The organism is Dichelobacter nodosus (assembly GCF_001263335.1).
GTDB lineage: Bacteria > Pseudomonadota > Gammaproteobacteria > Cardiobacteriales > Cardiobacteriaceae > Dichelobacter > Dichelobacter nodosus.
Genome location: NZ_LGVW01000026.1, coordinates 33217 through 48303 on the forward strand (window position 1 = coordinate 33217; position 15087 = coordinate 48303).

Annotated in this window: 12 protein-coding genes; 1 reads left to right on the forward strand and 11 read right to left on the reverse strand. The window is 42.7% G+C overall.

The window, feature by feature from the left end; genetic code table 11:
• Positions 1-26 precede the first annotated feature (26 nt).
• Positions 27-458 (forward strand): RNA polymerase-binding protein DksA, encoded by a 432-nt coding sequence (dksA, locus tag AKG33_RS04440; RefSeq protein WP_012030696.1) that lies wholly within the window; start codon positions 27-29, stop codon positions 456-458.
• Between the two features lie 61 nt (positions 459-519).
• On the opposite strand, the gene AKG33_RS04445 is transcribed toward dksA, so the two are convergent.
• The 11 genes from AKG33_RS04445 to AKG33_RS04495 all read right to left on the reverse strand — a co-directional run.
• Positions 520-2025: a C69 family dipeptidase gene (locus AKG33_RS04445; RefSeq protein WP_012030695.1), complete on the reverse strand. Its 1506-nt coding sequence runs from the start codon at positions 2023-2025 to the stop codon at positions 520-522.
• A 205-nt stretch (positions 2026-2230) separates the two neighbouring features.
• The gene (locus AKG33_RS04450) at positions 2231-5017 is read right to left on the reverse strand and encodes a valine--tRNA ligase (protein ID WP_041729799.1); all 2787 of its coding nucleotides are present in this window, start codon (positions 5015-5017) and stop codon (positions 2231-2233) included.
• A 131-nt stretch (positions 5018-5148) separates the two neighbouring features.
• Positions 5149-6972, reverse strand: coding sequence for a translational GTPase TypA (typA, locus tag AKG33_RS04455; protein ID WP_012030693.1), 1824 nt, complete (start codon positions 6970-6972; stop codon positions 5149-5151).
• Positions 6973-7047: 75 nt separating this feature from the next.
• Positions 7048-8484: an Asp-tRNA(Asn)/Glu-tRNA(Gln) amidotransferase subunit GatB gene (gene gatB / locus AKG33_RS04460; protein ID WP_012030692.1), complete on the reverse strand. Its 1437-nt coding sequence runs from the start codon at positions 8482-8484 to the stop codon at positions 7048-7050.
• A gap of 60 nt (positions 8485-8544) precedes the next feature.
• Positions 8545-10749 carry a type IV pilus secretin PilQ gene (gene pilQ / locus AKG33_RS04465; protein WP_012030691.1) on the reverse strand — a complete coding sequence of 735 codons (2205 nt, stop codon included), beginning with the start codon at positions 10747-10749 and terminating at the stop codon, positions 8545-8547.
• Positions 10750-10771: 22 nt separating this feature from the next.
• A complete protein-coding gene (locus AKG33_RS04470) occupies positions 10772-11392 on the reverse strand; it encodes a pilus assembly protein PilP (RefSeq protein ID WP_012030690.1) in 621 nt (206 codons plus the stop codon).
• A gap of 15 nt (positions 11393-11407) precedes the next feature.
• A complete protein-coding gene (locus AKG33_RS04475; RefSeq protein ID WP_012030689.1) occupies positions 11408-12076 on the reverse strand; it encodes a type IV pilus inner membrane component PilO in 669 nt (222 codons plus the stop codon).
• Positions 12077-12088: 12 nt separating this feature from the next.
• Complete coding sequence (locus tag AKG33_RS04480; RefSeq protein WP_012030688.1) at positions 12089-12736, reverse strand: PilN domain-containing protein; 648 nt, start codon at positions 12734-12736, stop codon at positions 12089-12091.
• The gene (gene pilM / locus AKG33_RS04485) at positions 12736-13749 is read right to left on the reverse strand and encodes a type IV pilus assembly protein PilM (RefSeq protein WP_012030687.1); all 1014 of its coding nucleotides are present in this window, start codon (positions 13747-13749) and stop codon (positions 12736-12738) included. Before pilM ends, AKG33_RS04480 begins: the two co-directional genes overlap by 1 nt.
• A 259-nt stretch (positions 13750-14008) precedes the next feature.
• Positions 14009-14581, reverse strand: coding sequence for an L-threonylcarbamoyladenylate synthase (locus AKG33_RS04490; RefSeq protein ID WP_012030686.1), 573 nt, complete (start codon positions 14579-14581; stop codon positions 14009-14011).
• On the reverse strand, positions 14578-15087 hold a 510-nt coding region (locus tag AKG33_RS04495; RefSeq protein ID WP_050707996.1), incomplete at its 5' end, for a transglycosylase SLT domain-containing protein. The genes AKG33_RS04490 and AKG33_RS04495, both read right to left, overlap by 4 nt.

Consider the following 15087-nt stretch of genomic DNA (forward strand, 5'->3'; position numbering starts at 1 on the left):
TTTTTTTACTGCTCAATGGAGCGATTATGAAAGAACTTATTAAAATAAAAAATAAATATACTCCCGCCGCCGATGAACCTTATATGAGCGAACAACAGCTCGATTATTTTTCGCGCATTTTGCAAGAATGGAAAGCGACAATTTTGGCAGATAGTGAAAAAACCCGTGAATATTTAAAAGACGAACGTCCACAAACCGCCGATTTAAACGACCGCGCATCGCAAGAAGAAGAATTTTCATTGGAATTGCGCACCCGCGATCGGGAACGAAAATTATTAAGAAAAATCGATAAAGCGTTGGAACGCATTAAACAAGGGCATTTTGGTTATTGCGAACAATGCGATGAAGAAATCGGTTTTCATCGTTTAGAAGCGCGCCCAACGGCAGAATTGTGCATTGATTGCAAACATCTTGCCGAACGCAAAGAAAAATCGTTTTATAACGAACGCAACGAATGATTTCCTTATTTTTCGCATAAAAAAAGACCGCACGAGCTGCGGTCTTTTTGTTTTGAGACGTTTAATCGTCTGTTCTTAAATAACAGTTTTTCATCGTATTTGACGCGATATAAAGCACATCATTTAAAACGCCTTGCGTTTGTTTACGCGCTTCTTCGGCAATGGCTTCGTTGGCTTCCTCGCAAATGTGCGCCGCATCGGCATAAGAAAGACCTTTTTCTAAAATTTGCGCATCGTACTTGTTGATTAATTCCATACATTTGCTTTGCAAATCATTTTGATAAAACTCAATAGTATTTGCGGTAGCGTGATAATGCGCATCAGCGAGCGCACCAACAATGCGATTAGTCCAATAAAAATTATCCGTGGTTACAGTGGCGCTGGTATTTGCGAGATAATCTGGAGTTTTATCGATATTTACGTAAAACGGAATCATGGCGTTAAATACGTTTGACCCCAAAGCAATCCATTCCAAGCTGCGAATCGCTTCCGGCATATAAGGACGAATTTGCACCAATCCTAAAACGCCGTTGCGGTTAATACCGATCGATCTGAATTGTCCTTTTTGCGACAAATCGCCATATTTTCCATACGGATCATAAGGTGTACCTTGGAAATGATGCGATAACACATATTTCACATCTTCAACCGTAATTTTGCGCTCCGGCACCCGCGCCCAAGGAATATCATCAGAATACGGCGTAAAATCAGCGTTACAACCGTCCCAAACATTGGAGCGCGGATTCAAATAGCGTTGCAAAATCCACGCCCGCGGTGTGTTGTAAATATGATCAGAATCGGCGCGACTACCAAAAGCAAGCCGTGCATTGAATGTGCCGTTTAAAGATAAATCAAGATGATATTTTTCAATAAATTGTTTTAAATCTTTGGAGCACAAATGATTTTTTTGCGCGCCAAAAGCATCATGCAAATCAAAATCATCAATTCCGAATTGGTTCGGCATAATGACATAACAATCATCAGGCACGCGTTTTGCAATCCAATGATGACCGCCGATGGTTTCCAACCACCAAATTTCGTTGACATCTTGGAAAGCAATGCCGCTCATTTCATACGTGCCGTATTTTTCCAACAATTCGCCCAAACGAATCACGCCTTCGCGCGCGGTACGCATATACGGCAAAAGCAAAGTAACAAAATCTTCCTCGCCGATGCCGCCGACTTGTTCGGGAATATAATTTTCATCGCCTTCTTTACCAACTGCGGCAACATATTTCACCAACGGATCCGCGGCTAAAACGCGTTCATTAGACGTAATAGTTTCTGTTGCGCTCATAGAAACGTTGGCAGTATTGACACCAAACGATCCCCAAATGCCTTCTTTATCAATCGCATGCGGCATGCAGGTATAACGCATTGGCTCATCGGGCAGCGGAATTTCAACATGTGATAATACTGATTTATAAACGCGCGGCTGCTCGCTCGGTTGCACGACGACATATTTTTTCGGGTTATAAATTCCGGTGGGAGAATCTTCATTCCGCGCCACTAAAGTTGAGCCATCGAAGCTGGCTTTTTTGCCAACTAAAATCGTTGTACAAGGCATAGTTATCTCCTTATTAAAATTAGTAGATTACGGCTTCACAAATATTGCCGCCCGCGATGAAGCAAGTCATCGTAGAGACGAGCATTTCAATAAAATAACCGCGGCACCATACTAAAAACGATGTTCCTTCCTTGTCAAGTTTATTAATTTGTATCGCACCATAAAAAAACCAGCTGATAATCAGCTGGTTTTCATCAAAACGCGGTTACATTTGTTCGACTTTTTGGCGTTGCTCTTTTAACGCTTTAAGCGCCGTTTCATCGGCGGACAATTGCGCACGCGTTTGCGCAACTAATGCCTCGGGTGCCTGCGTAACAAATTTAGGATTATTAAGTTGCGCGCTCAATTTCGCTTGATTTTTTTCAATTTTTTCAATCTCTTTATCGAGCCGCGCGAGTTCTGCCGTTTTATCGATTAATCCGGCAAGCGGAATTAATCCTTGCATTTCACCGACTACAAACGCCGCTGATTCTGGCGCTGCGCCCGTAATAATCGTGATTTCTTGCAACCGTCCCAAAGCGAGCAAACGTTCTTTTTGCGCCTGCAAATAATGTTGATCTTGCGCGCTGACTTTATCAAGCAATAACGGCAACAATTTCGCCGGCGCAATATCCATATCCGCGCGAATTTTGCGCACGCCTAATAATACCGCCTGCAACCACAAAACTTGCGCCTGCGCATCTTCATCAAGCGCCCAATCGGCGGCAACTTGCGGATAAGCGCAATGCGTAATGTGTTTTTCAGGCAAATGGAGCAAATCGCGCAAAGTTTGCCAAATTTCTTCGCTGATAAACGGCATAATCGGGTGCGCGAGGCGTAAAATCGTTTCTAAAATCGTTAATAAATGCCGCCGCGTTTGCGCTTTTGCCGCTTCGTCGGGATTATTTTTATTAAGAACGGGTTTAACCAATTCCAAATACCAATCGCAATAATCGTGCCACACAAATTCATAAATCGCCGTTGCCGCAAAATCAAAACGATATTCCGCAAACGCTTGACGCACCGCCGCAATCGTGACGCATAAACGGTCATCAATCCAACGCGCGACTGCATCTTTGGATTCAACGGTTGCGGCAATTTCTTTTCCTTCCGTTTGCATCAACACAAAACGCGCGGCGTTCCACAATTTATTGCAAAAATTGCGATAACCTTCAACACGTTGCAAATCAAAAACCACATCGCGACCGCTGGTTGCCAGTGCGGCAAAAGTAAAACGCAAAGCATCGGTGCCACAAGCAGGAATGCCTTCTGGAAATTCTTTGCGCGTTTGCGCCGCAATTTTTTCCGCTAATTGCGGCTGCATCATATTTTCGGTTCTTTTTGCTACCAAAGTTTCCAAATCGATGCCGTCAATAACATCAATCGGATCAATCACATTGCCTTTGGATTTAGACATTTTTTTGCCTTCACTATCGCGCACTAAACCGTGAATATAAACGGTATGGAATGGTACTTTGCCGTCCATCGCATACAGTCCCAATAACACCATGCGCGCGACCCAAAAGAAAATAATGTCAAAACCAGTCACTAAAATGCTGCTCGGATAATAAGTATTGAGATCGGGCGTTGATTCGGGCCAACCTTGCGTTGCAAAAGGCCATAATCCAGAACTAAACCACGTATCCAACACGTCTTCATCTTGCGTTAACGGCACATCGTCTGCTAATTGATATTTTTCGCGCGCGGCGGCTTCGTTTTCTGCCACATAAATATGTCCATCGGCGTCATACCAAGCAGGAATGCGATGTCCCCACCACAATTGCCGAGAAATACACCAATCTTGTAAATTTTCCATCCAATGGAAATAAGTATTTTCCCAATTAGACGGCACAAAACGAATGCGACCACTGCGCACCGCCTCAATCGCAGGTTTCGTTAAACGTTCATAACCTTTTTTACTCAAATCAACAAACCATTGATCGGTTAAATACGGCTCAATAACCACGCCGCTGCGATCGCCGTACGGTCGTTTTAAAAGATGCGGCTCGGTTTTTATCAACAAATCTGCTGTTTTTAAATCCGCAACCACGCGCTCCCGCGCCGTTTCCCGATCCAAACCGCGATAAATCGGCGGAACATTGTCGTTTAACGTTGCATCAGGGTTTAGCATATTAATCGGCGTGATGTTGTGACGCATGCCCACCGCGTAATCGTTAAAATCGTGCGCCGGCGTGATTTTGACGCAACCCGTACCAAATTCGGGATCAACATAATCATCAGCCACAATGGTAACCGTGCGTTCGGTTAACGGCACGTGCACTTTTTTCCCCACAACTTTTTGATAACGCTCATCATTTGGGTGAACTGCCAGCGCGCCGTCTGCCAAAATCGTTTCCGGACGCGTGGTGGCAATCATCATAAATTGACCGTCAAGCCCTTGTCCGGCAGCAAAAGGATAACGCACGTAATACATCAATCCTTGCTCATCGCGGTTTTCAACTTCCAAATCAGAAATCGCCGTTTTTAATACCGGATCCCAATTAACCAAACGTTTACCGCGGTAAATCAAGCCGTCATCATATAAACGTTCAAACATCGCACACACCGCGCGCGACATGCCCTCGTCCATCGTAAAACGTTCGCGTGACCAATCCACAGCAGTGCCTAAACGCCGCAATTGTTTCATAATTTGTCCGCCGGAGGTTTTTTTCCACTGCCAAACTTCTTGTAAAAACGCCTCGCGTCCCAAATCATGCCGCGTTTTTCCTTGCGCATTTAAACGCCGTTCAACCACCATTTGCGTGGCAATACCCGCGTGATCGCAGCCAACTTGCCATAATGTATTGTGCGCATTCATACGGTGATAGCGGATCAAAATATCCATAATCGTATCTTGAAAAGCATGTCCCATATGAAGGCTGCCGGTGACGTTTGGCGGCGGAATCATAATGGAAAACACATCGCCCGTGCCGCTGGGTTTAAAATCTCCATTTTGTTCCCAAATTTGATACCACTTTGCCTCAATTTCCGCCGGCTGATAGCGTGTTGCCATCGATTCGCTCATTTTGTTGTTTCCTAACTCTATTCAAAAACGGTTTATTCTAGCAGCTAAAAAGCATAAAACGCCCAATAATTTGGGCAAAAAGCTTAAAAAAAGAGGCTGAAATGATCAGCCTCGAAACGTTATTCTTTTGGGGCGCGTCGGCGTTCGAGTTCGTGCAAATATTTTTTGCGCAAACGAATCGATTTCGGCGTCACTTCCACCAATTCATCATCATCAATAAATTCCAAAGCTTGCTCTAAAGAATGATGAATCGGCGGCGTTAAAATAATATTTTCATCTGAACCGGCAGCGCGAATATTGGTTAATTGTTTTGCTTTCAATGGATTAACCACTAAATCATTATCGCGGCTGTGCATGCCAATAATCATGCCTTCATAAACTTCATCGCCGTGCCCGATAAATAAACGTCCGCGTTCTTGCAAATTAAACAAGGCATAAGCCAGCGCTTTGCCGGAACCGTTGGCAATTAATACGCCGTTTCGCCGTGTTTTGCCCAAACCTTCTTTAACCGGCGCATAATGATCAAAAGATTGGAATTTTAAACCCGTGCCGGAAGTCATCGTCATAAATTCTGTTTGAAAACCAATCAAGCCGCGCGTTGGAATCAAATATTCCAGCCGCACGCGTCCTTTGCCGTCAACCACCATATTTTGCAAATCGCCTTTACGTTCGCCCATGCGCTCCATCACCGCGCCTTGATGTTCTTCATCAATATCAAGCAAAACAAGCTCATAAGGTTCATGTTTGACGCCGTCAATTTCTTTAAAAATTACTTCCGGACGCGAAACGCCAAGCTCGTAACCTTCGCGCCGCATCGTTTCAATCAAAACAGATAAATGCAGTTCGCCGCGACCAGAAACTTTAAATTTATCGGCATCTGCCATTGCTTCCACGCGCAAAGCAACGTTATGAATTAATTCACGTTCTAAACGTTCTTGAATTTGCCGCGAGGTAACAAATTTGCCTTCCCGTCCGGCAAATGGAGAAGTGTTTACTTGAAACGTCATGCTCATTGTTGGTTCGTCAACCGTCAAACTCGGCAATGCTTCCACGCAATTAGGATCACATAACGTATCGGAAATATAGAGCGGATCAATGCCGGTAAAAGAAATAATATCGCCGGCGGCGGCTTGTTCGATTTCTACTTTTTCCAAACCTAAAAAACGAAACATTTGCAAAATGCGTCCGCTGCGCATGGCGCCATCTCGTCCAACGATTTTAACCGGCGTATTTTTATTGATTGTGCCGCGCTCAACGCGTCCCACGCCAATCACGCCGGTATAACGCGAATAATCCAATGAAGAAACCCGCATTTGAAATGGTTTTGTACGATCAACTTGCGGCGCTTTTACATATTTGACAATCGTTTCAAAAAGATAAGTCATATCTCCCGAGCGGATATCGGGATTATCGCCGGCGTAACCATTTAATCCAGAAGCATAAACAATTGGAAAATCTAACTGTTCATCGGTGGCACCCAAACGGTCAAATAAATCAAAAGTTTCATTTAAAACCCAATCCGGACGCGCTTCGGGGCGGTCAATTTTATTGATGAGTACAATTGGGCGCAGTCCCATATTAAAAGCTTTTTGCGTAACAAAACGCGTTTGCGGCATCGGGCCATCGGTCGCGTCAACCAATAAAATAACGCTATCTACCATCGATAAAACGCGTTCAACTTCGCCGCCAAAATCGGCGTGCCCTGGAGTATCGACAATATTAATCTGATAATCGTGCCAACGAATCGCCGTATTCTTCGCCAAAATAGTAATCCCGCGCTCGCGTTCCAAATCCATTGAATCCATCATACGTTCATGAATTTCTGCCCGTTTCGCTAAGGTATCGGATTGGCGCAGCAGCTGATCAACCAAAGTTGTTTTACCGTGGTCGACGTGGGCGACAATCGCAATGTTACGAATATACGCCGTATCGTTATTAGTCATACTCTTATCCACTAAAAAAAGGAGCGGCAATTATAGCCGCAAGAAAAAGGAAGCGCATTAACTTCAGCGGCGGTTTTATTCCGCTTGAAGCATTTGGCTGATGATATCGTTTACCGTTTTGGGATTGGCTTTGCCGCGCGATTTTTTCATCACTTGCCCGACAAAAAAGCCAAGAAGTTTTTCTTGTCCACCGCGATAATCGGCAACTTGCTTCGGATAAGCAGCCAATACTTCCGCCGCCCATGTTTTCAACGCTTGATCATCGCTGATTTGCCGTAAACCTTGCGTATCAATGACGGCATCAACATCCGCATCGGCGTGCTGCCATAAGTAATCCAGCACTTTTTTACCATTTTGCGCCGAAATCGTATCATCATGAATTTTCAATAATAATTGAGAAAATTGTTCCGCGGAAACAGGATTTTGTTCAAAACTTAAATGATGTTCATTGAGCAACCGCGCTAATTCTACGGAAATCCAATTAGCAGCGAGTTTGGCGTCGTGGCATTTGGCAACGACGGCATCGAAATAATCGGCAATCATTCGGGTTTGTACGAGGAATGCAATAGTTTCGTCATCGAGCTGATAATCTTTGCGATAACGTTGCGCGCGCGCATCGGGCAATTCGGGCAATTGCGCGCGAATATGTTCAATAGTTTCCGCGCTTAAATGGAGTGGCAACAAATCAGGATCCGGAAAATAGCGATAATCGTTGGCATTTTCTTTGCTGCGCATGGTTCTTGTTTGCATTTTTTCCGGATCAAAAAGCCGCGTTTCTTGCTCAACGCTGCCGCCGGCGTCCAAAATGTCGCTTTGCCGTTCAATTTCGATTTGAATTGCTTGAGCCACAAAACGGAAAGAGTTGATATTTTTCAATTCCACGCGGGCATTGAGTTCTTTGCTGCCGACCGGACGAATGGAAACGTTCGCATCGCAACGAAATGATCCTTCTTGCATATTGCCATCGCTAATGCCCAAATAACGCACTAAATGATGGATTTTGCGCATATAAGCCACCGCTGCCGCCGCGGAATGCATATCAGGTTCTGAAACCAATTCAATGAGCGGCACGCCGGCGCGGTTCAAATCGATACCCGTGCGATCGGAAAAAATATCATGCACGGATTTTCCCGCATCTTCTTCTAACTGCCCGCGATTGATACGTACGGTCTGCGTGGCGCCGTCAACATCAATGCTGACTTGTCCGCCCAAAATAACCGCATCATTTAACTGGCTGATTTGATAACCTTTTGGCGAGTCAGGATAAAAATAGTTTTTGCGCATAAAAACGGCAGAAGAATGAATGCGGCTGCCCAAAGCTAAACCAAATAATACCGCTGATGCCAACGCTTGTTCGTTTAATACCGGCAAAACGCCCGGATAAGCCAAATCAATTTCATTGACGTGCGTGTTCGCTTCGGCGCCAAAAGCTGCGGAAGAAGGAGAAAAAAGTTTACTGTGAGTATTTAATTGAATATGGAGTTCAAGACCAATCACGGGTTCGTAACGCATTATTACCTCAAGGAAAAAACAAGAAGCCCCACAAAAGTGGGGCAAATAAAAACCTAACGCTTAGTTGTCGCGCAAATTAGAGAATTTATCGCTATCGGTTAAGCGTTGATCGATAACGCGCGGCGTAATGAAAATAAGTAATTCGTTTTTAGTGAATTTCTTATTGGTATTTTTAAATACATTACCAACCACGGGAATATCACCTAACAAAGGTACTTTATTCTCACTAAGTGATTGTTCTTGCTCATAGATACCACCAAGCACAATGGTTTCTCCATTAGCAACTTCTACTTTAGTATTCAACAGATTTTTATCTATTGCTGGTTGTCCTAGAACTTGTTCACTCCAATTTACACGATCCTTTTTAATTTCAATTTCCATATTGACCCGATCATTAGGAGTAACGCGCGGTGTAACCTCTAAAGAAAGCAAAGCTTCTTTGTAATCAGTTTGGACAGAACCCTTGTCATCAAGAGTACTATAAGGAATTTCCTGACCAGACATCACTTTTGCTTGATTGCCATCTTGTGTTACCACGCGTGGACTAGAAATAACTTCGGAACGCCCTTCATTTTGCAAAGCTTGCAATTCTAAATCTACGAGCACATCGGAGCCTAAGATAGATATACCGTAAGAAGGAGCTCTGACATTGGGAGAAGCAATTCCCAAATTTACTCCAAGACGATTATCGATGGGTATGGTTTTTTCTTCCAACATGCCAGCATAAAAAGTAGTGCCAGTTAAATTACCACTACCCACAATAGGATTACTACCCGCTGTACCCTTAAAGGATAAACCAAAACGTGCACCCAAATCGCGAGCAAAATTATCTTTAGTAATAACCAAACGTGCATCAACCAAAACTTGGCGCACGGATTCATCTAATCGAGCCACTAAATCGCGCACTGCCTGAATTTTAGCAGGAATATCACTAACAATGAGCGCGTTCATTCTTTCATCAATAGTCACAGAACCACGCGCTGATAAAACTGCGTCTTGCGCCGCTAAAATACCATTTTTTGTACCATCAGAAGATATTTCACGGGATTTTTCTAAAATTCTTTGTAAATCAGATGCTTTAGCATATTTAATTCTGATAAAATCAGTTTGCATTGGCATTAATTGTTGTTTTTTCTGCCAACCTTCTAACGCGTCAATTTCTGCCGTATCCAATTCCTTTTCGGGCGCAATATAGATAATTCTTCCGGTTTTATCATTACCGTTTTCGCGTTTTGCTAATCCTTTGGTTTTCATAATGATATCTAATGCTTGATCCCAAGGAACATTATCCAAACGCAAAGTAATATTTCCAGAAACCGTATCGCTAACTACAATATTTTGTTGCGTAAATTCAGCAATAATATTGAGCACCGCGCGCACTTCGATATCTTGGAAGTTCAATGATAACGGCTCACCGGTATAAACTTTATTCGGCGCAAAACCTGTTAATTCTTTGGCTTTATTTTCGAAAGAATCTAAATCTGGCTCGCTGATTTCAATGTTATAAATATCGCCATTTTGATAGGTTTTGTAATCGTACGGATTACGCCCCATATAGATTTCAATCTTGGTATCTTTTTGTTTTCCTGTGATATCAACACGCATCACCGGCGTAGCATAGTCAGCAACATCTAAGCGCCGTTCTTCATCGCGTGAAGGTTTGTAATCACTGATCGTCGCAACTAATGTGCCGCCTTCTTGCTTCAAATTAACGTAAGTGTCTTTATCAGGCAGTTTGAATGACAAAAGACCTCCTTTTTTACCATTTTTATGGAATGTAGGAACCAATTTATAGGCATAAGCTTTGCGCTGTGCTGTAGCATTAGTTGAAAAGTTTGACTGTGGCGCAGCGTTGGCAATATTGAATAATCCTGCAGAAGTATTTTGACTCAAAGCGGGCGCTGCATCGGATAAAGGCAAAGAAAGATAAATATCTTTTCCCACACGAGAAACGTTATAGCTCATGGGTTTGGATAAATTAACCACGGCACGCGTCCGATCATCACCGGGGATTACGTCAACAGAAAAAATGCCGTTGGCATTAATCGGCACTTCACGGCTGGGCAGCGCGGAAGTTGTTCTCGGGAAATCCAAAATAATCGCTGTGGGCGCGTTGGTATTAAAACTGACGGGTTCAGCATCTGCATTTTTAAAAACCAGATTGAAACGATTATTTCCTCCTGCAACCGCATCAATCCCTGTGATCGTTCCCGCGAAAATATGGGAACTTACCAACAACATACTCGCATAAATTAACTTTTTCATTGTGTCTTCCTATACCTCAAAATTATCTAACAATTAGCTCAAAAGGAGGATTAGGATTCTGCCAACCCCCGGGAACCTTCTTTGCTTCCTTAATCGTCATATGATCTTTATGAATTTCCATAATCAATCCGTTATCCCTGCCCATATATTCGCCTTTTCTCGCTTCAATAATGCCGGCATCAGGCGTACTAATCAATGCGATTTTCTCGCAAGAGTCTTCATGAGAACTCTGACAATTTTTCCGGTTGATAACAAAACCAACCATAGCGAGCTGACTGAGTTCATAATTTTCTAAAAAATAAGGTTCGTGCGGAGCTGGCGGATCACCATCACAAGAGCGATTATCACAAATTTCTGAAATTGGCTGCTCTTGCATTTCTTCTTCTGTTTGCATTCGGCTTACAAAAGCTTTGAGTATAAAGGGATCTTTATCGCTGGGCGAAGAATAAACATAAGGATTATATTTTTCTATGTTAGGAAGCGATCCCAAATCGAGGTTTTTACTCGGTTGCGCATTACTTTGTATTCTATTAATAGACGCTTCCACTGCCCTATCTGGTCTTTCTGCCAACAAAATTTCACCAAATCCCACCAGAGAAACGTAACAACATATTACCGCGATAAGTTCATATTTTGTTTTCATGATAGTTCCTCTGCCTTATTTCACGTTTTTCTTCATGTTTTTCGTACTTTGCATTACCTCTTTACGAAGCCCTTCAATCATCTCGCTATCGTAAACATAAGTTTGAAGCTGTGCAGAAACATCGATCATATTTTTTTCATCGATAAAATTTTGATCCTCTTGAGGAGCAACATTTAAATCAAAGTTTACGATATTCATAATACGATCAAGTTTCGTTAAAGCTTCCGCAAACGTTGCAAAATTCTCAAATCTCGTTTTCGTCACTAAAATAAACGGATTGATTGTATAAGATTCGCTTTTCACTTCTGCCGCGGGAGAAAATTTAGTAATGGCGATGCTACTATTGAGTGCAGACTGGTTAACTTCTTTAATTAATTCAGGAGCTTGATCGCTTTCCGGCAAATATTTTAACAATCCTTCCAATATATTCCACAATTCATTTGCTCTTACCTGATACTGTTGAAGATCCACCGTTTTTTGAAAAATATCGGCAAAACTTTTCTCCAAAGATGCAATTTTGGCTTCATTTGCGGCAATGCTATCTTCTCGCTCCTTGAACAAAGCGGATTTTGCAAGAGCAAACATGGCAACAACAAGCAACACCCACATGGGAATCTTATAGTAAATAGGCCAACCACCTATATTTGAAGTATCTAACTTCGCAGGACTCACAAAACCTTTCATAATCGATTACTCCTATTTTTCTTGCATTGATTCTGGATTAAGTTTATCCGAGGCTTTAGGAGAAACGACGATACTAACCCGGAAAGATCGCACATCAGTATCATCAGGAACGGTATAACGATCGGTATTGCTTGCTCTTTCGATACCGACGATTTTTGCCGGCGCAAATTGCCCAAAACTATTGAGCTCCGACATAAAAGAAGAAACCGCCAGCTCATTTTCCGCAACGCCGCTAATCAGCAACACTTTTTCCCCCGCAGCAATATCCGCTTTTCGCCCTCTTCCAGAATCATTACCGTAGGAAATATTATTAATCAAAATGTTTTCTGGAGTTTTTTTAGCAATATGATCGAGGATTTCCACAGTTGTTGAACGCTGAAGCTGCAAAGCATAGATGGTAGAGATTTGTTGCTCTATTCCTTCATTTAATTTTTTAATTACCGCAATTTGTTTTTCTGCTGTTTCGCAATCTTTAATCTTTTGCTCTAGTCTACTGATTCCATTTTGCTGGCTTTCAATATACCGATCCATCATGATGCAATACGCTCCAAGCAGCAAAGCTGTAATGACTGCGATTGCAGCGGTAATCGTTATAAAAGTTTTTCGTTGCGCTTCCCTTTGTTCATGACGCCAAGGTTGTAGGTTAAATCTTCTTGCCATTATTTTGTCTCCAATGCCAATCCAATTGCCAGCGCATGACTCAATCCGTTTCGCAACAAATCAGGCTGCCCTCTTTGCAATTTAATAAAACGAGATAAATCCAACAAATCAACGCTAATACTCAAATTTTGCTCTAATTTTTTCAACAAATTATGCGTATTTGCGCCACCGCCCGTTAAATAAATTTTTTCAACTGAAGCCGAATCAGGACTACTTGCTTCATAGAAATCGATAGCCAAATTAATTTGTTCTGCTAATTCTGCCGCAAAAGGCGTTAAAACGAGCTCATTATACTCTTCACCAAAATTCTGATTTATCTTTTTAACTTCAGCGGCTTCATTATCAATATCATAAACATCAATGAAATTTTCGTTGATCTTTTGTCCGCCCAATTGCTGCTCTCTATGGAACACATATTTATGATCGCGATACACGGCAAATCGGCAGCGATTATAACTAATATCAGCGATCATAAAGCAGGGTTCGCTGGCAACCCCGGAGTTAGGTAAATAAGAAACCAAACGCTCGTAAGCAAAAACGTCCACATCGACCATTGGTTTAATTTTAGCTTTGGGTTTTTTAGGATCGACAAATAAATCTGTTTTAGGATCAATTAAATCGCGGCGCGCAGCAACGGCTAAGCGATCACCGTTGGCATCAGGTTTTTCTGCATAATCAAAATAAACTTGCTCAATTCCGAAAGGAATGGCGGGCGCTAAATCGAGTTCCATCGCGCCTTCAAGTTCATTGCCGCTTAAAGATTCGTCCACATGAACTTGTCGCATAATCGTATCGCCGGCATGAACGTGAATAACGGGGGTATAACTAGAGAGTTTGTATTCTTTCCATATTCTGTTTAAAAGATTTTTGAGTGCTAATTTATCCTTTTTTTCTCTAATATCCGAAGGAATAACTTCAGAGATTAAGAAGTCGCAAACAAAAACCTTCCCACTCTTTTTTGCCTTAGCAATCTTGATTGCATACTGTCCTATATCAACACCAACTAGACTCATACTTAACTCCTTTTAAATCAGCAGATAATAAAGATGGCTGCAATTTTATCCAAAAACTCACAAAGAATTCCAGATTTAAAAAATCATGACGCCGATATTTCGCACCATCTCGCCCTTTTTTTATCTGCCTACTAAAACGCCCCGCATGCGCGCCGATAGTATCATAATATACATTGATAGCCAGATAAAGATTGGTGATTCTCGCCTTTTTTTAACGCAACTCATCAGCATGCTTTCGCGCATATTTTCATCAATTTTATTACGCACGAATAACCTGCCGACTATGCCAATCAATAATACGGCTGGGACGTTCTGCCGCGCCCAATGCGCCTAAAACCATTGGTAAATCTGGAAAATACTGCCGCACTGCTGCCACACTGCGCGCTGGTTCCTGACCGCTTAAATTTGCCGATGTTGACAATAACGGCTGCCCAATTAAAGCACAAAGTTCTTGAATTAACGGGTGTTGTGAAATACGAATTGCCGTTTTGCCGTCAGCGGTAGCAACGTGCGCGCACAATTTTTCCCCTGCGTAAACAATAAACGTTGTGGGATAATCGCCTGCCCAATCCATCATTTCCGCTTGATCGCGTTTAGAAACGCCGCTCACCCAACCGCAACATTGCGCCCAATTACCCGCAACCATAATCAAACCTTTTGCCGCCGTTCGCCCTTTTAAACGCAAAATCTCACAAACCGCCCGTTCATCGGCAGGATTTCCGCCCAATCCGTAAACGGCTTCCGTTGGATAAGCAAAAACCCCACCGGCAAAAATATGACGATAAACGCTTTCCTTATCCTGCGGCAGCTGCCAACATGCTTTCTCATTCATAATGGACACCGCCGCAATTGCTCGCGATACATATGCGCGCGGTTGACCACTTTATCGGAAACCGCCAATAACCATGGTTTTGCTAAATAACTACCGCTTTCAAAACCGCCCATACCTTCGTGATAAGCAAGATATTGATTTTTCACATCATTAATGGCTACGTGATTACGGTCACGATTACGATTTACATAAAATCCCATAAAATCCACCGCATCATCAAAACGATCGCGCACGCTATCATAACGCCCCGTTTTCATCATATACCAATCCCACGTATCATCTTTTGCCTGCGCATAACCATAAGCCATCGATTTACTCAATGCCCGCGGATCAAATCGCGATTCTTGATGCATAAATGCCAAAACAAACCACGGTTTAACTTTCCAATTAGTCTGCGCTTCCTGCAAAGCCAACCGCCAATGAGGACGTTCCTCCAATAAAATACACGCATCTTCTTGAGCATAAACCGGCGGTTGCAGTTCAAAATCAAAAAGCGCATCGCTCCC